The organism is Streptomyces sp. NPDC002564 (assembly GCF_042889645.1).
GTDB lineage: Bacteria > Actinomycetota > Actinomycetes > Streptomycetales > Streptomycetaceae > Streptomyces.
This window is the reverse complement of sequence record NZ_JBIARE010000002.1, coordinates 814,943-835,639: the sequence shown is the minus strand read 5'-3', so window position 1 is coordinate 835,639 and position 20,697 is coordinate 814,943. Positions and strand designations below refer to the sequence as shown.

At 75.3% G+C, this 20,697-nt stretch carries 14 protein-coding genes and 1 riboswitch; of the genes, 8 read left to right on the top strand and 6 right to left on the bottom strand.

Going from position 1 to position 20,697, the window contains the following annotated elements; translation table 11 throughout:
* Window positions 1–7: 7 nt before the first annotated feature.
* Window positions 8–2,221 (top strand): hypothetical protein, encoded by a 2,214-nt coding sequence (locus tag ACFYXE_RS09930; protein ID WP_389310804.1) that lies wholly within the window; start codon window positions 8–10, stop codon window positions 2,219–2,221.
* Between the two features lie 13 nt (window positions 2,222–2,234).
* Here the strand turns inward: ACFYXE_RS09930 and ACFYXE_RS09925 are convergent, their stop codons facing one another.
* On the bottom strand, window positions 2,235–3,179 hold the full coding sequence (locus ACFYXE_RS09925) for a GNAT family N-acetyltransferase (RefSeq protein WP_389310802.1): 945 nt from the start codon (window positions 3,177–3,179) through the stop codon (window positions 2,235–2,237).
* Window positions 3,180–3,435: 256 nt separating this feature from the next.
* Here ACFYXE_RS09925 and ACFYXE_RS09920 point away from each other — a divergent pair, with 256 nt between their 5' ends.
* Together ACFYXE_RS09920 and ACFYXE_RS09915 are read left to right on the top strand one after the other, a co-directional pair.
* Window positions 3,436–4,587: an MFS transporter gene (locus ACFYXE_RS09920; protein ID WP_389311409.1), complete on the top strand. Its 1,152-nt coding sequence runs from the start codon at window positions 3,436–3,438 to the stop codon at window positions 4,585–4,587.
* Complete coding sequence (locus ACFYXE_RS09915) at window positions 4,584–5,690, top strand: sugar ABC transporter permease (protein WP_389310800.1); 1,107 nt, start codon at window positions 4,584–4,586, stop codon at window positions 5,688–5,690. Before ACFYXE_RS09920 ends, ACFYXE_RS09915 begins: the two co-directional genes overlap by 4 nt.
* 18 nt (window positions 5,691–5,708) lie before the next feature.
* Here the strand turns inward: ACFYXE_RS09915 and ACFYXE_RS09910 are convergent, their stop codons facing one another.
* The gene (locus tag ACFYXE_RS09910) at window positions 5,709–6,878 is read right to left on the bottom strand and encodes an acyl-CoA dehydrogenase family protein (RefSeq protein ID WP_389310798.1); all 1,170 of its coding nucleotides are present in this window, start codon (window positions 6,876–6,878) and stop codon (window positions 5,709–5,711) included.
* A 126-nt stretch (window positions 6,879–7,004) separates the two neighbouring features.
* Here ACFYXE_RS09910 and ACFYXE_RS09905 point away from each other — a divergent pair, with 126 nt between their 5' ends.
* Both ACFYXE_RS09905 and ACFYXE_RS09900 read left to right on the top strand, forming a co-directional pair.
* Window positions 7,005–8,768, top strand: coding sequence for a CoA transferase (locus ACFYXE_RS09905; protein WP_389310796.1), 1,764 nt, complete (start codon window positions 7,005–7,007; stop codon window positions 8,766–8,768).
* Complete coding sequence (locus ACFYXE_RS09900; RefSeq protein ID WP_389310794.1) at window positions 8,765–10,435, top strand: class I adenylate-forming enzyme family protein; 1,671 nt, start codon at window positions 8,765–8,767, stop codon at window positions 10,433–10,435. The genes ACFYXE_RS09905 and ACFYXE_RS09900 overlap by 4 nt, the downstream gene beginning before the upstream one ends.
* 76 nt (window positions 10,436–10,511) lie before the next feature.
* Here ACFYXE_RS09900 and ACFYXE_RS09895 read toward each other — a convergent pair whose 3' ends face one another.
* The 4 genes from ACFYXE_RS09895 to ACFYXE_RS09880 form a co-directional block, all read right to left on the bottom strand.
* Window positions 10,512–11,324 (bottom strand): metal ABC transporter solute-binding protein, Zn/Mn family, encoded by an 813-nt coding sequence (locus ACFYXE_RS09895; protein ID WP_389310792.1) that lies wholly within the window; start codon window positions 11,322–11,324, stop codon window positions 10,512–10,514.
* On the bottom strand, window positions 11,282–12,151 hold the full coding sequence (locus ACFYXE_RS09890; protein ID WP_389310790.1) for a metal ABC transporter permease: 870 nt from the start codon (window positions 12,149–12,151) through the stop codon (window positions 11,282–11,284). The genes ACFYXE_RS09895 and ACFYXE_RS09890 overlap by 43 nt, the downstream gene beginning before the upstream one ends.
* Window positions 12,148–12,783, bottom strand: coding sequence for a metal ABC transporter ATP-binding protein (locus ACFYXE_RS09885; RefSeq protein ID WP_389310788.1), 636 nt, complete (start codon window positions 12,781–12,783; stop codon window positions 12,148–12,150). Before ACFYXE_RS09885 ends, ACFYXE_RS09890 begins: the two co-directional genes overlap by 4 nt.
* 83 nt (window positions 12,784–12,866) lie before the next feature.
* Window positions 12,867–14,276, bottom strand: a complete 1,410-nt coding sequence (locus tag ACFYXE_RS09880; protein ID WP_389310786.1) for a short-chain fatty acyl-CoA regulator family protein — start codon at window positions 14,274–14,276, stop codon at window positions 12,867–12,869.
* 414 nt (window positions 14,277–14,690) lie between these two features.
* Between ACFYXE_RS09880 and aceA the strand changes: the two genes are divergently transcribed.
* From aceA to metE, 3 genes are all read left to right on the top strand, one after another.
* Window positions 14,691–15,971, top strand: a complete 1,281-nt coding sequence (gene aceA / locus ACFYXE_RS09875) for an isocitrate lyase (RefSeq protein ID WP_389310784.1) — start codon at window positions 14,691–14,693, stop codon at window positions 15,969–15,971.
* A 70-nt stretch (window positions 15,972–16,041) separates the two neighbouring features.
* On the top strand, window positions 16,042–17,652 hold the full coding sequence (gene aceB / locus ACFYXE_RS09870; protein WP_389310782.1) for a malate synthase A: 1,611 nt from the start codon (window positions 16,042–16,044) through the stop codon (window positions 17,650–17,652).
* A 197-nt stretch (window positions 17,653–17,849) separates the two neighbouring features.
* A riboswitch (cobalamin riboswitch) is annotated at window positions 17,850–18,070 on the top strand.
* A gap of 158 nt (window positions 18,071–18,228) precedes the next feature.
* Complete coding sequence (gene metE, locus ACFYXE_RS09865) at window positions 18,229–20,550, top strand: 5-methyltetrahydropteroyltriglutamate--homocysteine S-methyltransferase (RefSeq protein ID WP_389310780.1); 2,322 nt, start codon at window positions 18,229–18,231, stop codon at window positions 20,548–20,550.
* Window positions 20,551–20,697 lie beyond the last annotated feature (147 nt).

The following is a 20,697-nucleotide window of genomic DNA, read 5'->3' as shown; positions in this document are numbered from 1 at the left end:
TCGTTCCGTGAGCGGCAGCACGGTGAAGGACGGCGGGGCCCGGGCGGGCGGACGGATACGGCCCTGGCTGCGGCCGGTCGCCTGGGGCGTCCTCGCGCTGTCCACGCTCGTACTGGTCCTCGCGGGCTGCGCCCGCGCGACGGTCGTCAACCGCGTCTTCTACCAGTCCGTGCTGGACGAGCAGGACGCGTACGAACGGCTGTACGACGAGGTCCTGGTGGATCCGGCGACCGCCCGCGTCACCCGCGATCTCCTCGGCCGGCTGCCCGTGCCGGAGGCGCAGGTGACGGCGAACCTGAAGAACGTGCTGCCGCCCGCCACCCTGCGCACCCTGGTCGACGAGCAGATCGGGCACGCCGTGGCCTATCTGCGCGGGAAGGAACCGCGGCTGAGCGTCAGCGTCGATGTGCGGCCCGTCCTGACGAACATCGGCAGCTTCGCCGAGATCTACCTCGGCGACCTCGTCGCCTCCGCCCAGGGCCGCCGGGCCCCGGACTTCGCCGCCTTCACGCGCGAGCTGACGACGGCCCTCGACGACATCTCCCGGGGCCGCCGCCCCGGGAACCTGCCCGAGCTGCGCCTGGACGAGGACGCGGCGCGGCAGGCGGCCGACTGGCTGATGGAGCCCGTGCCCGAGGACCGGCGGGCCGCGCTGCGCCCGCAGGTCGAGGCGGCGCTGGGCACCGGCGACGTGGCCTCGGCGCTCGCGGACGTGGGGCCGTACGCGCTCGGGGGCAGGACGAGCGGCGCCGCGTCCGACCTGTCGGCCCTCACCGAGGACGGGCACTGGAACGTCGTGCCGGACCTGGAGGCGGCGGGCGTGGACCTGGGCGCCGCCAAACAGGCCCGCTTCTTCACCAAGTTGACGCTGGGCGTGGTCCAGGGGGTCGCGCTGGCGCTCGCCCTCGGCTCGGCCGCGGTGCTGGCCTTCGCCGGAACCGCGTCCTGGGCGCCGCGGCTGCGACGGATCGGCACGGCGCTCGCCGCGGGCGGGGCCCTGGCCGCCGTGGTCCTCGCCCTGGCGCGCTGGCAGGTGGCGAGTCTGATGGTCCGGCCCCCGCCGAGCTGGCCGCCGTCGGTCTCCCGCCTCCTCGACGACGTGCAGCACGGCGCCGCCGACGCCCTGCTCTCGGTGGGGCTGATCACCTCGGCGCTGCCGCTCCTGGCCGGGCTGGTCCTCGTCGCGGCCGCATGGGGGTACGAGCGGCTGATGGCGCGGCGCGCGCCGCGTCTGTCCGCGCGGCGGCGGGGCGCGGTCCTCGGGACGGCCGTGGGCGCTCTGCTGGCGCTCGCGATGGCGGGGGCGGTGCTCGCCCCGCTGGCCGCCGGCAAGGACTCCCGCGAACTGTGCCTCGGCTCGGAGTCGCTGTGCGACCGGCGGTACGACGAGGTGGCCTATCTGGCCACGCACAACGCGATGTCGACGACGGCCGACAAGTTCATCGGCCCGCTGCACGACCCGGACATCGTCGCGCAACTGGACGCCGGTGCCCGCGCGCTGCTCATCGACACCCAGACCTGGGAGACCCCGGCCGAGGTCGCCGAACGGCTGCGCGACGCGGACTTCCCGCCCGACATGAAGCGGCAGATCACGCGCCTGGTGGAGCGGGCCAACCCGCCGCGCCCCGGCCTGTGGCTGTGCCACGCGGTGTGCCGGGCGGGCGCGATCCCGCTGGTGGAGACATTGCGCACCCTCGGCACGTGGCTCGACGCGCACCCGGGCGAAGTGGTCACGCTGATCGTCCAGGACGCCGTCGACGGCACCCGGACCCGGCAGGCGTTCCGTCAGGCGGGCCTGGAGCGGCTCGTGTTCACGCCGGACGCGGACCCCGGCAGGCCCTGGCCCACCCTGGGCGACATGGTGGACTCCGGGCGCCGCCTGGTGGTCTTCGCCGAACAGGCCGACGGGCCCGCGCCCTGGTACCGCAACTTCTACCGGTACGGCATGGAGACCCCGTTCGCGTTCACCGCGCCGGAGGAGATGAGCTGCGTCCCGCACCGCGGCGGAACCGGCAAACGCCTCTTCCTCCTGAACCACTTCATCACCGACATGGGCGGCAGCCGCCTCGACGCCGCGGTGGTCAACAAGCGCGACTTCATCCTGGACCGTGTCCGGCGCTGCGAGCAGGCCCGTGGCCGGCCGGTGAACTTCGTCGCCGTCGACTTCGCGACCATCGGTGACGCCCTGGGCGCGGTCGACACGCTCAACAAGCGGCGCTGAGCCGGTCCGTGGGCTACTCGGCCGTGGCGGGCGGCACGGCGTGTTCGGTGAAGTGGCCGCAGGTGCGGAAGCCCAGGCGCCGGTAGACGGGTTCGCCCTCCGCGGACGCCTGCAGGACCGCGCGGGTGTGGCCGCGGGTGCGGGCGGTGTGCAGTGCGGCGAGGGTGACGGCGCCGCCGTAGCCGCGTCCGCGGTGCGCGGCCAGGGTGCAGATGTTGTAGATCCCGGCCACTCCCGCGTGCTCGAAGACCTCGGCGGAGCAGACCGGCATACCGTCCGCGTAGCCGACCAGGAGGCGGGCCGGGCCGTCCGGGGCGAGGAGCCGGGGCGCGGCGCGCTCGTAGAACACGCGCACGGTCGCGGCGGGCGGGCTCCAGTTGGCGGCGAGGATCCCGGCGTAGTCGGCGAGGTGCGCGGCCGTGGTCACGGGCCGGATGTCGAGGCCGCGCACGGAGGGCCCGGGCCGGGTGTCGTCGAGCTCCGCCCACATGGCCGTCTCGCGCTCCGCCACCGGCAGGCCCGCCGCCGCGAGGAGCGCGCTCAGGTCGGGCGGTGTCGATGCGGGCCCCACCCACCAGGAGAACGGGCGGCCGGTCGCGGCCACCTGCCGGGCCGTCCCGGCGATCCGGGCCGGGGCCGTGGCGGGCGTGAAGCGGGCCGCGGCGACGATGTTGAACGTGTCGTCGGCCAGGCCGCTGTCGGCGATCAGGAGGTCCGCGCCCTCCGTCACGGTCGCGCCCGCGGCATGCCGGTGCAGATGGCAGGCGTGCTCCGCGAGGTTGCGTTCCGTCCTGTCGAGCAGGTCGGCCTCGTCATGGCCGCGGGAGGAGCCGCCTCGGTCCTGGCCGCCGGAGGACGGGCCGCCGCAGTCCTGGTCACCGGAGGACGGGCCGCCGCGGTCCTGGCCGTCGGAGGAGTCGTCGTCCCCGCGTGCGGGGTCGGGGCATGCGTGGATCATCCGTCCAGTCTGCCCCGCTCGCCCTGCCCGCACCGTCCACCCCGCCCTCCTCGCGATCGGCCGACGACCTTCCCCACGGACCGTGCTCCAGGTCACAGCCACTGCACGGAACTCACGGCGGGGCCGGGCCGACTCCTGTCGAGGACTTGATGAGCCGGGGAGCGAAGGAGTGCCTGTGACGGCGGAGCCGAGGGATGTCCGGGAGAAGGCCACCGGGGGTGGCGGGTCCCGTGGTGCCGGGCGCGGCGACGGGGCGATGACCGCGCTGCTCACCGGCGCCATGGCCTTCTCGATGATGCAGCTCTTCCTCCTCGGGGCGCTCGGCCCCCGTATCGTCCGCGCGCTGGACGTCTCGCCGACCGTGCTCGGGCTGACCACGACCGTCGGATTCGGGGCCGCGGCCGTGCTGTCGCCGCTCGGTGGGCGGGTCGTGGACCGGGTGGGCCCCCGCCGCTGTCTGGTGGCCCTGCTCGCGGTCGCCGCCGGGGCGCTCGCGCTGATCGGGTCGGCGCCCGGCACCGGCTTCCTGCTGGCGGCGGTCGCGCTCGGCGGTGTGCCGCAGGCGCTCGCCAACCCGGCGACCAACAAGGCGATCCTGGCCGCCGTGCCGGTGGAGCGGCGCGGCGCGGTCACCGGCATGAAGCAGTCGGGCGTGCAGCTCGGCGCGTTCGCGGCCGGGCTGCCGCTCGCCGCGCTCGCCGGGGCCGCGGGCTGGCGCGCCGCCGTGTGGACGGCGGCGGGGGCCGCCGTGGCCGCGGCGGTGTGGGCGTCCCGCACGCTGCCCGCCGATCCCGCCCCGAGGTCGGCGCCGCCCGCCGCCTGGCTGCCGCGCGGCACCATCGCCTGGCTCGCGGCGTTCTCGCTGCTCCTCGGCTGCGGCATCGCGTCGGTGAACACCTATCTGTCGCTCTACGGCGCGGAGCGGCTCGGGCTCGGTCCGACGGCCGCCGGGGCGCTCGTGGCGGTGCTCGGCGTCGCGGGGATCGCGGGGCGCGTGGGCTGGTCGAAGGTCGCGGGCGTGCCGGACCGGGCCCGGTGGCTGCCCGCCGTGCTCGCCGTCGGGGCCGTCGCGGCGGCGCTGCTGCTCGCCGTGTCGACGCACGCGCGTCCCCTGGCGTGGCTGGCGGCGGTCTGCGTGGGTGTCTTCGCGGTCGCGGCCAACGCGGTGTCGATGGTGCTGGTGATGCAACGCGCCGCGCCCGGCCGCGCGGGCCAGGACTCGGCCCTGGTCTCGGCCGGCTTCTTCGCCGGTTTCGCGCTCGGCCCACCGCTGTTCGGCGTGCTGGCCTCGGCGGGCAGGTACGGGACGGGGTGGCTGATGGTGGCGGGCGAGTTCGCGGGCGCGGGCGCCGTGGCCCTGGTGTGGGCAGCGCGCGAGCGGCGCGCGGTGGGGACGGGGACCCGATGAGTGGGCAGGCAGGGGAGCGGCGGGGCGCGTCGGGGACGTCCGGGCCGCCCTCCCCCGCACCGCGCGACGGCAGCACCCCCGTGCCGTCGGCCCCCCTCGCCCTGCCCGAAGCCCACACCGCACTCGCCGCGCTCCTGGACCGGGTCGCCGCCACCCGGGCCCAAGTGGGCGACCGGTTCCCGCTGTTCGCCGATCCGGACACCGGGCGGTGGACGACATCGCGGCGCGGATCGTGGACCGGCGGGTTCTGGGCCGGGCTGCTGTGGCTGCGCGCGCGGCTGACCGGTGACCCGGCGGACCGTACCGCCGCCGTCGCCTGCACCGCCCGGCTGGCGGCGATGGTGGAGGCGGACACCGCGACCCGCGGGCTCATCTTCTGGTACGGCACCGCACTCGCCGACGACGACGCGTCGGCCGCGCTGCGCGAGCGCGCCGCCCTCGCCTGCCGGGACGCCTACGACCCCGCACTCGGCCTGGTCCCCTGGGGTTCGGCCTTCGGCGGCGAACGCCTGCTGGCCCGGGCGGACGGCGTGCCGGGCCTGGTCCCGCTGCTCGCGACGGTGGACCCCGAGGCGGCCCGCTCCCACCTGCGCCGCCACCTCGAACTCTGCCTCGCCGAAAGGCCGTTCCGCTGGTCCCTGCGGCACGGGCCGCGGGCGGGCTGGACCGCGTGCGCCGACCCGCCGCCCGGCTGGAGCCGGGGCCCGGCCTGGCTGCTGCTGGCCGTGGCCGACGCCGTACGTCACGCGCAGGAGCAGCCGGACACCCGGCCCGGCGCCGGCGAACTCCTGTCGGTGGCAGCGCTCCTGGTCCCGCCCGTCCATGTCCCGCCGGCCGACGACGCCCGGCCCGGCGGGCCCCTCGACACCTCCGCCGCCGCGCTCTCCGCGCTCGCCCTGCTCAAGTTCGGGCGGCACGACCGCGCGGCGGCGCTGCTGCGGCGGCTCGTCCGGGACCATCTCACCGGGGACGGGCGGCTCCTGGACGGCTGCTACGACCTGGGCTCCGGCACGGCCGTCCGGCACGAGCTGATCTGGGGCGACTTCTTCCTCGCCTGCGCGCTCGCCGTGCTGACCGGTGCGCTCGGGGCCCACGCGCTCTAGGTCGCGTCCGCGAGGCGGTCAGGTGCGCAGGACCCGGCGCGCGACCGAGGTGATGTGCAGTTCGTCGGGGCCGTCGAGGATGCGGGCCATGCGGCCCGTGCGGAAGAGCGCGGGCAGCGCCGTGTCCGGGCCGAGTCCCGCCGCGCCGTGCACCTGGATCGCCGCGTCGGCCACCTCCTGGAGCGTCCGTGCGGCGGCGACCTTCGCGAGCCCGACCTCCACGTGCGCGTCGGCGCCCGCCGCGACCTTCGCGACGGCCTCGTACACGAGCGGCCGGGTCGTGCGCAGGGCGAGCAGGGAGGTGAAGACGTGGCGCTGGACGAGCTGGAGGTCGGCCAGCGGGCCGCCGGACCGGGAGCGGGTGACGGCGCGCTCGCGCAGCGCGTCGAAGGCGCGGCCCGCCTGTCCGAGCCAGCGCAGGCAGCGCAGGGTGCGGCCGAGCTGGAGGCGTTCGCCCGCCACGGCGAGCGCCTCGCCCGGTGCGCCGATCACGTGGTCGGCGTCGACCGCCACGCCGTCCAGGGCGATCTCCCACTGGCCCGACGCGCCGAGGACGGGCAGGGGGCGTACGACGCGGAATCCGTCCGCCGTCGCGGGCACCAGGAGCAGGGAGAGGCCGGCGCGGTCGGGGGCCTGCCCCTCGGTGCGGGCGAGGACCGTGACGAGGTCCGCGTCGGCGGCCCCGCTGATGAACCACTTGCGGCCACTCACCCGCCAGCCGCCGTCCCGCCGGGGCTCGGCACGGGTGGCGGTGAGGAAGGGGTCCGTGCCGGGGGTGTCGGGCTCGGTCATGGCGTAGCAGGCGCGGAGGTCGCCCGCGGTCAGCCGGTGTGCGTACCGTTCGCGGGCGTGCGGGCTGCCGTGCCGGGCCAGCATCAGGACGTCGAGGAGCGGCGCCGAGCCGAGCGCCGCGGGGCCGTGGTCGCTGGCGCCCTCCGCCTCGGCGACGTGGGCGTACACCGGCAGGGGCAGGCCCTGGCCGCCGAACTCGACGGGCAGCGGCAGCGCCCACAGCCCGGCGTCCCGCGCCTCCTTCTGGAGCCGGGCCAGGGTCGCCGACGCCTCGGGGCCTCCGGCGTCCAGGACCGGTTCGCAGGGGATGACCCGTTCCCGTACGAAGCCGGCGACCCGGTCCCTCGGTCCGACGGCGTCCGCCGGGCAGGCAGGTCCTCCGCTGACGTCCCACATCTGCCGCTCCCTCACTTTTCTCCCGTCGCGCGGGAACTCCCGCGAACGGCCGTCCGACTGACTCTTCTGTGGAACAGGTCGGGGGCGCGGGCCCCCGAGTTCCCGCGCGTCAGGGAATGGAGAGGCATGGCGACACCGATCACGCAGGTCACACCGGCGCTCGCGCGGCACGCGGCACCGCTGGAGGGGCTGCGCACGGACCATTCGGGACCACCGGGCCCCGCCGACGGCCTGGTCGCGGAGCACCTGCGGCTGCTCGGCGCCCGGGGCGGCCGCCGCTCCGGCGGCCTGGTCACCGTCGACGGCGGTGAGCTGGGCGAAGTCACCGCGCGGTCGACGTGGAGCGGGCGGGCGGACCTCGTGGACGAGGCGACCGTGCAGGCGGCCACCGGCATCATGGCGGTGCACGGGCGGCGCGACGGCGGGCCGCGCGGGCTCGCCGTGGACTACGCCGCCACCGCCACCGGCATCCTCACCGTGCAGGGCCTGCTCGCCGCGCTCCTCGCGCGGGCCCGGGGCGGGCAGGCCGCACGGTTGGAGGTCAGCGCGGAGCGCGCCGGGCTGCTCGCGGTCTCCCAGTACCTGGCGGCGGCCGGCGCCGAGGAGGGCGAGGCCGCCGAACTGGCGCCGGGCGGGCCGCCGTTCACGTCGGCCGACGGCGTCGTCTTCGAGCTGGAGACGCTCGACCCCGGGGTGTGGGCGGTGTTCTGGCGTGCGCTCGGCGCCCCCGAGGAGGCGGTCCGGGGCGGCTGGCGCCCCTTCCAGTTCCGGTACGCCACCGCCTGCGCGCCCTTTCCCGAGGAGCTGCACGCGGCGGCGCGGGGTCACGGCTGGGAGCGGGTGCGGTCGGCCGCCGCGTCGGCGGGCGCCGACGTGTGCCGGCTGTGGTCGCCGGAGGAGCGGGCGGCCGAGCACGACGGGCGTCCGCCGTGGGAGCTGACCGCGCGCGCCGGGTCGTCCCCCGCGCCCCGGTCCTCCTCCCCCGGCGGCGGCGCAGGGCCGCTCGCGGGGATCACGGTCGTCGAGGCGGGCCGGCGCATCCAGGCGCCGCTCGCCGCGCACCTGTTGGGGCTGCTCGGCGCCGATGTCGTACGGATCGAGCCGCCGGGCGGTGACCCGCTGCGCGGCATGCCGCCCGCCTGTTCGGGGATCTCGGCGCGCTGGCTGGCCCTGAACCGGGGCAAGCGGGCCGTCGAGGTCGACATCAAGTCGGCGGCGGACCGGGAGCGGCTGCGCGGCCTGGTGGCCGACGCGGACGTCTTCCTGCACAACTGGGCACCCGGCAAGGCCGCCCAGCTCGGCCTGGACGAGGCGGACCTGGCCGCCGTGCACCCCGGGCTCGTGTACGCCTACACGAGCGGCTGGGCCGACCGGCTGCCCGGCGCGCCGCTCGGCACCGACTTCATGGTGCAGGCCCGCACCGGGGTCGGCGCGGCGGCGCGCCCCGCCGACGAGCCGCCCGCGCCGTCCCTGATGACGCTGCTCGACGTGCTGGGCGGGCTCCTCGGCACCGAGGCGATCCTCGCCGGACTGCTGCTGCGGGAGCGCACGGGCGCCGGGGTGCGGGTCGACTCGTCGCTGCTCGGCGCCGCCGACGTGCTCACCGCGCCCGCCCTGGACCGGGCCGCACGCGGCCTCGCCCCCCGGCGTCCGGCCGGGTTCCGCCGCCCGCTGCCCACCGCCGACGGCTGGCTCGCCCTGCCGGACGACGGCGCGCTCCCCTACGACGTGCGCGAACTGCCCACCGGGCAGGCGCTGGAGCTGCTCCGGGGCCGCGGCCTGACCGCGGTGCCGGTCGTCGCGGACGTCGCCGACCTCCTCGCCTCCGACGCCGTGCGGCGCGACGCCCACGGCGCCCCCGCCGTGCCCGACCCCTGGAGCTTCCTGTGACCGTGGCCCTGCACGACCTGCTGCCGACCGAGCTGCGCCGCTCCTGGGCGACCGACGGCACCTGTCCCGACCTGGACCTGTACAGCCTCTTCCGGGCGCGCCGGATCGCCGATCCGCACCGCGCCGCGGTGATCGACCGCAAGGGCGAGCTCTGTTACACCGCCCTGGACCGCAAGGTGCGATGTCTGGCCGCCGGGCTCACGGAGCTCGGCATAGGCGCGGGCGACGTCGTCGGCGTCCAGCTCCCCAACGGGCGGCACGCGGTCGTCGCGGACCTCGCGCTGGCGGCCGTGGGCGCCGTCGCGCTGCCCTTCCCGGTCGGCCGCGGCGGGCTGGAGGCGGCCTCGCTGCTGCGCAGGTCCCAGGCGGTCGCGGTGATCGCCGCGAGCGAGCACCGGGGCTGCCGTCACGCGGCCGACCTGGTGGCGCTCATGGGTGAACTGCCCGGGCTGCGCGCGGTGATCGCGGCCGGGGACGCCCCCGAGGGCAGCGTCCCGCTGGCCCGGCTCCTGCGCACCGACCCGAAGGCGTTCGTCCCGGCCCGGCCCGACCCGGACGCGGCGGCCCGCATCCTCGTCTCGTCCGGCTCCGAGGCCGAGCCGAAGATGGTCGCGTACTCGCACAACGCGCTCGCGGGTGGCCGCGGCAACTTCTTCGCCTCGCTGATGCCGGACGGGCGGCCCCCGCGCTGTCTGTTCCTGGTGCCGCTGGCCTCCGCGTTCGGCAGCAACGGCACCGCCGTCACGCTCGCCCGGCACGGCGGCACGCTGGTCCTGCTCGACCACTTCACCCCCGAGGCCGCCCTGGCGGCGCTCGCCGAGCACGAGCCGACCCACCTCCTGGGCGTGCCCACGATGATCAGGATGCTGCTCGACCGCGTCGCCGAGGGTGCTCACCCGGCGCTTGTGCCGCCCACCGCGCTGGTCGTCGGCGGGTCCCCGCTCGACGCGTCGACGGCCGCCGAGGCCCGGCGGGCGTTCGGCTGCCCGGTCGTGAACCTCTACGGTTCCGCCGACGGCGTCAACTGCCATACCGGGCTCGCGGACGGCGGCGCGGACGGCGAGGGTCCCGGCATCCTCGCGGGGCACCCCGACCGGCGGGTGGCCGACATCCGGATCGCGGTACCGGGCACGGACTTGCTGGTGGAGGCGGCGCCCGGCACGGTCGGCGAGATCGTCGCGCGCGGGCCGATGACCCCGCTGTGCTACGTCGCCGCGCCCGAGCTCGACGCCCGCTACCGCACGGCGGACGGCTGGGTGCGCACCGGTGACCTCGGCGTGCTGGCGCAGGACGGTGCGCTGCGCATCGTCGGACGGCTCAAGGACGTGGTGATCCGGGGCGGGGCCAACATCAGTCCGGCGGAGGTCGAGGTCGAGCTCGCCGCGCACCCGCTGGTGCGGGACGTGGTGTGCGTGGGCGTGCCCGACCCGCTCATGGGCGAGCGGCTCGCGGCCTGCGTGGTCGCACGGGACGGCGGGGAGGTCACGCTGGCCGGGCTGTGCGCGCACTTGGAGGCGCGGGGCCTCGAACGGCGCAAGCATCCCGAACGGCTGCTCGTGCTGGCCGAGTTGCCGTTGACCCCGGCCGGCAAGCCCGACCGTGCCGGGCTGCGGGAGCGGTGCGCGCCGCCCCTGGTGGAGCAGCAGCCGGTGGCGTCGGTGGGCTGAGCGCCGCCGCCCGGGGAGCGGCGGTACGACGGTGGGGGCCGCCCGGGCGATCCGGGCGGCCCCCACCGTCGGTTCCTCACGCCGCCTTCATGGCCTTCTCGACCGTGGTCGCCGCGTTGCGGTAGACGGCCAGGAGATCCAGGTCCTTGCCGGGGTAGTTGACGATGTCGATCTGCCGGGCGCCGGAGTCCGGGAGTACCGTGCCGGTCGACATGTGGACGTTGTCGAGGACGAAGGCGGGCTTCTTCTTCGACAGGTCGGACAGCTGCCGTGCGGTCACCGCCTCCGGTCCGTACGTGCCGACGACGTCCGCGCCCGCCAGCTTCGCCGACCACGCCGAGTAGACCTGGGCGACGACGGCCGGGCTCCTGCCGCCCGGCCACGCCTTCTCCAGGTCCTTGCGCAGTGTGGCGTACTCGGTGTCGAAGGACTTGTTCCACCGGGCGGCGGCGCTCCGGGTGCCGAACAGCTTGCCGAGCCGGGTCACTTCGGCCTTGACCCGCTCGGGGTCGTTGTCCAGCTTCTGCTCGACCAGCTCCGCCTCGGACCCGGCGGCCTCCTTGATCTTCTCCGCGTACGGTTCGAAGGGGGCGTAGAGCACGAAGTCGGCCTCGGCCACGGCGGCCAGGTCGGAGGGCCTCGGGTCGTAGTCGGGGGCGTGCTGCGCCGACGACGGGACGATGACCTTGACGTTCTCGGCCCCCGCGGCCTTGGCGAAGGCGCCCTCCCAGGTGGTGGTGGCGACGACCACGGGCGCGCCGTCCTTCGCCCCGGCGGCCTTGGGGCCGTCGGAGGAATCGCTGTCGCCGCAGCCGGTGGCCGTGAGGGTGAGTCCCGCGCTGAGGGTCAGTGCGAGGAGGGAAGTGATGCGGACGCGGGTGCGCGCCATGAGGCGATTCTCCGTTCGGGGACGAGGTGGACGGCGAGGACGAGCACGCCAGCCGTGAGGACGAGGACGGGCCCGGGCGGCCAGTCGTAGCGGAGCGCGACGAGAAACCCGGTGAGGTTCACGACGACGCCGATGCCGACCGCCCAGGCGGTGATGGAGACGAGGGAGGTGCCCAGGCGCCGGGCCGCGAGCGCGGGCAGCAGCGTCAGGGCGTCCACGAGCAGGGCGCCCGTGAGCTTGATGGCCCCGGCGACCGCCACCGCGACCAGGACGAGCAGGACGAAGGTGAGGCCGTCGACACGTACTCCGGACGAGACGGCCAGTTCCCGGTCGTGCAGCAGCAGCGCGATGTCGCGCCGCCGCCACCAGAACAGGCCCGGCACGGCCACGGCCAGCGCGGCGAGCACCCACAGGTCGGCGGCGCCCACCGAGAGGATGGAGCCCCACAACAGCGCGAAGGCCCCGGCCGCGTTGACGCCGGACACGGACAGGACGAGCAGGGCGGCGGCGATGGCCAGGCTCATCACCAGGCCCATCGCGCCGGACAGGCCGTCGGGCGTGCGGGCCAGCGGCGCGACGCCTGCTCCGGCGAGCGCGCAGGCCACCAGCGCGCACAGCATCGGGTCGAGCCCGGTGAGCAGGCCGACCGCGATGCCGAGCAGCGCCACGTGCATCATCGCGAACCGCACCGGCATGATGTCGAGCCCGACGATGACGACGCCGATCACGGGGAGGCCGACGGCGGCCAGGAGCAGGGCGAAGCCCGCCCGTTGGACGGGCACGAGCCGCAGCAGCTCGCCGACGTCGGCTGCGGCCAGGGCGTTCACCGGACCTCCCGCAGCCGCCCGGCGGCCATTTCCAGGACGCGGTCGCAGCGGTCGGCCAGGGAGCGGTCGTGCGTGACGACGACCACGGTCACCGGCAGCGCGAGCAGGACGTCGGCGGCCTCCTCCTGCCCGGCGAAGTCGAGTGCGGCGGTGGGTTCGTCGGCGAGCAGCACACCGGCGCCCGCCGCCACGCAGCCGACCGCGCGCGCCAGGTACATGCGTTGGAGCTGGCCTCCGGAGAGCGTGTGCAGGGCCCGCCCGACGAGCGGTCCCACGCCCAGCTTGTCCGCCGCCTCGGTCGCCTCGGCCGGGGCGCCGCTGCTGTGCAGCAGCTCGCCCGCAAGGAGCGGGAAGCGTCCGGCCGCGGGCTTCTGCGGGATCCACGCGCACGCCCGGCGCCGCCACGCCCACTCGGCCGCGTTCCCCACACCGCGCCCGCCGACCAGGATGCGGCCCGCGTACGGGCGGTGCAGCCCGATGACCGCGCGCAGCAGTGTGGTCTTGCCCGAGCCGTTGGTCCCGGTCATGGCCACCCGCTGGCCGGCCGCGACGTCGAGGTCGACGTCGTGCACCGCCTCGACGCGGCCGTGCCGGCAGACGACGTCACGCATCCGGACGTCCAGTCCCTCCATGCCACCTCCCTGTTCCCCTCAGCAGTCGGAGGGGAGGGGCGGTTGGTTCCCGGCAATCCGGGATCCGGGCGGGAGAGGTGCGGTCAGCGGGGTCCGTCGGCCACCGGGTAGGGCACGAACGTGCTGCTGTTCTGGTCGATCCGCAGCGGGCGGCCCAGCGGGGGCGCGGCCCGTTGCGGGCAGTCGAGGCGTTCGCAGACCCGGCAGCCCATGCCGATGGGGGTGGCGGCGGCCGTGCCGGAGAGGTCGAGGCCGTCGGAGTAGACGAGCCGGTGGGCGTGGCGGATCTCGCAGCCGAGGCCGACGGCGAAGGTCTTGCCGGGCTCGCCCCACCCGCCGCGGTGCCGGGTGATCGCCCTGGCCGTCCACAAGTAGCGCTGCCCGTCGGGCATTTCGGCGATCTGTACGTGGATGCGGCCCGGCGCGGCGAACGCCTCGTACACGTTCCACAGCGGGCAGGTGCCGCCGGTGCGGGAGAAGTGGAAGCCGGTGGCCGACTGCCGCTTGGAGAGGTTTCCCGCGCGGTCGACGCGGACGAAGGAGAAGGGCACGCCGCGCAGCCGCGGCCGCTGCAGGGTGCTGAGCCGGTGGCAGACGGTCTCGTAGCCGAGGCCGTAGCGGTCGGTGAGGCGCTCGATGTCGTAGCGGACCTCTTCGGCCGCCGCGTGGAAGGCGCGGTACGGCAGGACGAGCGCGGCGGCGAAGTAGTGGGCGATCCCGATGCGGGCCAGGGCGTGGGTGGGGGTGCCCGGCGGGAAGTCCTCCGCGGCCTGGCGGTCGAGGGTGTCGCCGTGTTCGAGTAGGGCGAGTTGGGTGGCCATGCGGAAGGCGCGCTGGCCGGGGCGCAGCCGGGCGGAGAGGTGCAGGGTGCGGGTCGTCGGGTCGTAGTGGTGCAGGCGCTCGCCGGTCTCGGCCGTCATGCGGACGCCGTGGGTGTCGGTGAGGCGGGCGGTCAGGGCGCGGGTGGCCTCGCCGGGCCGGATGCCGAGGTCGTCCGCCAGGTGTTCGGCCGCGAGGTCGGTGTCGTGGAGGTAGTTGCGGCGGCGGTAGAAGAAGTCCCGGATCTCCTCGTGGGGCGAGCGGGGCAGGTCCGGGGCCGCGCCGTCGCGGCCGTCGGCGGCCTCCGCGAGCCGCTCGGCGAGGTGCTGTCCGCGCCGGCCGAGGTCGAGCAGGACCTGTGCGAGGCCGGGCATCCGTGCCGCGAGTTCGGCGAGTTCGGACGGGGAGACCCGGGACTCGGCGAGCTCACCGGCGAGCGCCTCCCGCAGGTCCGCCACGAGCCGGGTCGCGTCGCGCTCCGAGAAGAAGCCGGGGTCGACGCCGAAGGTCTCCGTGAGCCGGAGCAGCACGGGCACCGTGAGGGGGCGCGAGTCGTGCTCCATCTGGTTGAGGTAGCTCGGCGAGATGGCCAGGGCGCGGGCCAGTTCGGCCTGGCTCATCCGGCGTTCCTCGCGCAGCCGCCGCAGCCGCGCGCCCGCGTAGGTCTTGCTCACCGTGGGGTCCTCCGTGGGGGCGACGAACGGGTGGCGGTCAGCGTACGGGAACAGGAGCGCCGCGCACCCTTCGCAATCTTGGCAATCCGGCGCCTGAAGATTCGCAGAAGTTGGCACGCTTCCACGATTGATGGCACTCAGTGCCAGTGCCAGAGTCTGAGTGCGGCCCACCGGATCCCGGCGGACGGCACCCGGTCCGGGACGCGATTCATGCCCTGACGTCGGAGATCCCGGCACGGGCGGCGCTCCGCACCCGGCAGCATTGCTCACCTTCGCCGCACGACGGGACGGTGGGCCGCATCCCCCGAACAGCATTCAACGACACACAGTGCCACCCCGGTTCGCCCGAGCAGGGGACCTTGGCAGCCCATACAGATCAACACACCCGACACAGTCGAGGAGACGGTGACAGAGATGGCAGAGGCGAGGAAGCAGGCGGCCGACGAGCTCGCGACGCGCTGGGCGACGGACCCCCGGTGGCAGGGCATCGAGCGGACCTACGGCGCCGACGACGTCGTCCGGCTCTCCGGCAGCGTCCGCGAGGAGCACACGCTGGCCCGGCGCGGAGCGGAGCGGCTGTGGCGGCAGCTGCACGACCTGGACTACGTCCACGCGCTCGGCGCGCTGACCGGCGGCCAGGCCGTCCAGCAGGTCAAGGCCGGACTCCAGGCGATCTACCTGTCCGGCTGGCAGGTGGCGGCCGACGCCAACCAGGCGGGGCACACCTACCCCGACCAGAGCCTGTACCCGGCCAACTCCGTCCCGCAGGTGGTCCGCAGGATCAACAACGCGCTGCTGCGCGCCGACCAGATCGCCACGAGCGAGGGCGACGACTCCGTGGACTGGCTCGCGCCGGTCGTCGCGGACGCGGAGGCGGGCTTCGGCGGTCCGCTCAACGCGTTCGAGCTGACCAAGGCGATGATCGCGGCGGGCGCGGCGGGCATCCACTACGAGGACCAGCTCGCCTCCGAGAAGAAGTGCGGTCACCTCGGCGGCAAGGTGCTCGTGCCGACCGGCCAGCACATCCGCACCCTCAACGCGGCACGCCTCGCGGCCGACATCGCCGACGTGCCGACGCTGATCGTGGCCCGCACGGACGCGCTCGCCGCCAACCTCCTCACCAGCGACGTCGACGAGCGCGACGCGGAGTTCGTGACCGGCGAGCGGACGGCGGAGGGCTTCTACCGGGTCCGGGCCGGCATGGCCCCGGTCATCGCGCGCGGCCTCGCCTACGCCCCCTACGCCGATCTCATCTGGGTCGAGACCGGCACGCCCGACCTCGCGCAGGCCCGGGAGTTCGCCGAGGCGATCCATGCGGAGCACCCCGACCAGATGCTGGCGTACAACTGCTCGCCGTCCTTCAACTGGAAGGCCGCCCTGGACGACGACCAGATCGCCAAGTTCCAGCGCGAACTGGCGGCGATGGGCTACAAGTTCCAGTTCATCACCCTGGCCGGCTTCCACTCCCTGAACCACGGCATGTTCGACCTGGCGCGCGGTTACGCCGAGCACGGCATGACGGCCTACGTCGACCTGCAGGAGCGGGAGTTCGCCGCGCAGGAGCACGGGTTCACCGCGGTGCGGCACCAGCGGGAGGTCGGCACGGGGTACTTCGACCTCGTGTCCACGGCCGTCAACCCGGCCTCCTCCACGACGGCGCTGGCGGGCTCCACGGAGGCCGAGCAGTTCCACTAGGCCGCGCCGCCCGGTCCGGCGGTCGCCCCCTCGAGTCGTTCCCCTCCCGTCACCGCTTTCAGGAGATCCGATGTCCAGCAGCGCTCTGGCGCACCGCGTCGACGTCCTCGGCCCCTCGGGGCACCGTCACGACGAGATCCTCACGCCCGCCGCACTGGACTTCGTCGGCCGGCTGGCCGGCGCCTTCGGGGAGCGGCGCAAGGAACTGCTCAAGGAGCGGCGCCGCCAGGCCCTGCGGCTCGCGGCGGGCGCCCCCCTCGACTTCCCGATGGTCACCTCCGCCGTGCGGGAGGACCCGGGCTGGCGCGTGGCGCCGCCCGCGCCCGGGCTCACCGACCGGCGGGTGGAGATCGCCGGTCCGCCCGACCGCCGGACGACCATCGACGCGCTCAACTCCGGGGCGCGGGTGTGGGTGGCGGACTTCGCGGACGCCACCGCTCCCACCTGGGACAACATCGTCGGCGGGCAGCTGAACCTGCTGGACGCCGTCGAGCGCCGCATCGACTTCACCACGCCGGAGGGCACGCCGTACCGGCTCGCCGAGCCGGACCGGCTCCCCACCCTCATGGTCCGCCCGCGCGGCTGGCACCTGACCGAGGACCACCTGGAGGCCGACGGAGAGCCCGTACCCGCCGCCCTGGTCGACTTCGGCCTGTACTTCTTCCACTGCGCCCGGCGACAGATCGACGCCGGCCGCGGACCGTACTTCTCCCTGCCGAAGCTGGAGAACCGGTACGAGGCACGGCTGTGGAACGACGTCTTCGTCGCCGCGCAGGACCTCCTCGGGATCCCGCGCGGCACGGTCCGCGCCACCGTCCTCATCGAGACGATCACCGCCGCCGTGCAGATGGAGGAGATCCTCCACGAGCTCCGCGAGCACGGCGCCGGACTCGGCGCGGGCCGCTGCGACTACCTGTTCAGCCTGATCAAGACCTTCGGACACCGCACCGACTTCCTGCTGCCCGAGCGCGCCAGGCTGACGACGACCGCGCCCTTCCTGCACGCCGTTACCGAACTCCTCGTGCGCACCTGCCACAAACGCGGCGCGCACGCCATCGGCGGGACGGCCGCCCAGGTGCCGTCCGGCGAACCGGACGCCGACCGGGCCGCGTTCGCCGCGGTCCGGCTGGACAAGGAGCGGGAGGCCGAGGACGGCTTCGACGGCTCCCGGGTCGCCCACCCCGGACTCGTACCGCTGTGCCGGGAGGTGTTCGACGCGGTCCTCGACGGGCGGCCGCACCAGCTCGACCGGACCCGGGACGACGTGGCGGTGACGGCCGCCGACCTGTTGTCGACGCGTCGTGTCGGCGGACCGCCCACCCCCGAGGGCGTGCGGTCGAACATCGCGGTCGCGCTCGGGTACTTCGCCGCGTGGCTGCACGGTCAGGGCGCCGTCGCCCTCGACGGGCTGATGGCGGACGCGGCGACCGCCGAGATCGCCCGGGTGCAGATCTGGCAGTGGCTGCGCCACCGGGTCGTGGACCGGGAGACGGTCCTGCGGCTGCTCGACGACGAGCTCGCCGCGCTCGGCGCCGCCTACCCGTGGGCGGACCTCGACGCGGCGCGGGGCATCTTCGAACGGTGCACGCTGGCGGTGGAGTTGCCGCAGTTCTTCACTCCGGACGCCGGTGCGCGCCACCTCGTCAGGAGCCACCGGGGGACCCAGGACGGCCCGGGCTGAGGGGCCCGGGCCCGGCCGCCGACCGAGGGGCCGGCGGCCGGTCGCGAGGGGCGGGCGGGAAGGCCGGAGTGTGCCGCCTTCCCGCCCGTCGCGCCCCGCCCTTCCCGCCCGTCGCACCCGCGAAGCACGCGGCGCACGTGTTCCAGCTCACCCTCCCAATGCCGGAGCGGACCGGGACCACCGGCGGGCAGGCCCTTAAGGTGATCAGTGCAGCTGGTTCGCCCCGCCCGCCAGACGGGAGCGTCGTAAGAGGGAACCCGGTGAGATTCCGGGACTGCCCCGCAGCGGTGAGCGGGAACGACCGCCGTCACACGCACTGGGACCGGAGTCCGGTCCTGGGAAGCGACGGCCACTAGGTGTCCTCCCCCGGAGGACGTGCCCGCGAGTCCGAAGACCTGCCCGCTGTCCGCGCCCGCACCAGTCGTGCGCGGATATCCCGGTGACCTCGAGGGCGGGTCGGCGCACACATCGGACGGAGCGACCACGCCGACGGCGTGCTCCCGTCCGGTCCGTCGCCCTTCGCGCTCTCGTCCCGTCCCCGGGATCTCAGGGATTCATCTCGCGAAGGAGATCTCCGTGACCAGCAAGTCCGCAGCCGCGGCAGCACGGGCCACCGTGTACGGCTACCCCCGTCAGGGCCAGAACCGCGAACTGAAGAAGGCGATCGAGGGTTACTGGAAGGGCCGCGTGGACGCCGACGCCCTCCGCTCGGCCGCCGCCGAACTCCGCCGCTCGAACTGGCGCGAGCTCGCCGACGCGGGCATCGGCGAAGTCCCCACCGGCGACTTCTCGTACTACGACCATGTCCTGGACACCTCCGTGATGGTCGGCGCCGTCCCCGCGCGCCACCGCGCCGCGGTCGACGCCGACGCCCTGGACGGCTACTTCGCGATGGCGCGCGGCACCCAGGACGTGGCGCCGCTGGAGATGACGAAGTGGTTCGACACCAACTACCACTATCTGGTGCCCGAGTTGGGTCCCGACACGGTCTTCCGGGCCGACTCCACCAAGCAGGTCGCCGAGTTCACCGAGGCCCAGGAGCTGGGGCTGACGGCCCGGCCCGTCCTCGTCGGCCCGGTCACCTACCTGCTGCTGGCCAAGCCCGCGCCCGGCGTCGCCGCCGACTTCGACCCGCTCACCCTCCTCGACCGGCTGCTCCCGGTGTACGCGGAGGTGCTAGCCGATCTGCGCGCGGCGGGCGCCGAGTGGATCCAGCTGGACGAGCCCGCCCTGGTCCAGGACCGCACGCCGGCCGAGCTGAACGCCGCCGAGCGCGCCTACCGTGACCTCGGGGCGCTCACCGACCGGCCCAGGATCCTGGTCGCCTCCTACTTCGACCGGCTCGGCGACGCCCTGCCGGTGCTCGCCAAGGCTCCCGTCGAGGGTCTCGCCCTCGACTTCACGGAGGCGGCCGCCGCCAACCTGGACGCGCTCGCCGCCGTCGGCGGACTGCCCGGCAAGCGGCTGGTCGCCGGTGTCGTCAACGGCCGCAACATCTGGGTCAACGACCTGGAGAAGTCGCTCAGCACGCTCGGCACGCTGCTCGGTCTCGCCGACCGGGTCGACGTGGCGGCCTCCTGCTCCCTCCTGCACGTCCCCGTCGACGCGGCCCTGGAGCGGGACATCGAGCCGCAGATCCTGCGCTGGCTGGCCTTCGCCCGCCAGAAGACCGCGGAGATCGTCACCCTGGCCCGGGGGCTTGCCGGGGGCACCGACACGATCTCCACCCAGCTCGCCGCGAACCGCGCCGACCTGGCGTCCCGGTCCGGCTCCCCCATCACCCGCGACCCGGCCGTCCGCGCCCGCACCGGGGCGGTCACCGAGACGGACGCGCGGCGCTCCCAGACGTACGCCGAGCGGGCCGCCGCCCAGCGCGGCAGCCTCGGCCTTCCGCTGCTGCCGACCACGACCATCGGGTCGTTCCCGCAGACCACCGAACTGCGCACCGCCCGCGCCGACCTGCGCGCCGGGCGGCTCGACGGCGCGGGGTACGAGGAGCGCATCAAGGCCGAGATCCAGGAGGTGATCTCGTTCCAGGAGAAGACGGGCATCGACGTGCTGGTGCACGGCGAGCCCGAGCGCAACGACATGGTGCAGTACTTCGCCGAGCAGCTCACCGGCTACCTGGCGACGCAGCACGGCTGGGTCCAGTCGTACGGCACCCGCTATGTGCGGCCGCCGATCCTCGCCGGGGACATCTCGCGCCCCGAGCCGATGACGGTGCGCTGGACGACATACGCCCAGTCGCTCACCGGGCGGCCCGTCAAGGGCATGCTCACCGGGCCGGTCACCATGCTCGCCTGGTCGTTCGTCCGTGACGACCAGCCGCTCGGCGACACCGCCCGTCAGGTCGCGCTCGCCCTGCGGGACGAGGTCGGCGACCTGGAGGCGGCGGGCACCTCGGTAATCCAGGTCGACGAGCCGGCGCTGCGCGAGACGCTGCCGCTGCGCGCCGCCGACCACCCCGCCTACCTGGCGTGGGCGACCGAGTCGTTCCGCCTCAGCACCAGTGGGGTGCGCCCGGACACGCAGATCCACACGCACATGTGCTACGCGGAGTTCGGCGACATCGTGCAGGCCATCGACGACCTCGACGCCGACGTGATCAGCCTGGAGGCGGCCCGCTCGCACATGCAGGTCGCCCGGGAGCTCGCCGCCCACGGCTATCCGCGCGAGGCAGGGCCCGGCGTGTACGACATCCACTCGCCGCGCGTGCCCAGCGCCGAGGAGGCCGCGACCCTGCTCCGCACGGGTCTGGAGGCGATTCCGGCCGAGCGGCTGTGGGTGAACCCGGACTGCGGTCTCAAGACGCGCGGCTGGCCCGAGACCCGCTCGTCCCTGGAGAACCTGGTCACGGCGGCCAGGACGGTCCGCGAGGAACTGCCCACGTCCTCCTGACCCCGGGCCGGAGCCGGGGGGGGGCCCCCCGGGGGCCGCCCCGCCCCCCGCCCCCCCGGGGGGGGCCCGCCCCCCGGGGCGGCCCCCCCCCCGGGGGGGGGGGGCGGCTCCGCCGGGGGTGGGCGCGCGGGGGGGGGGGTTGGGGCG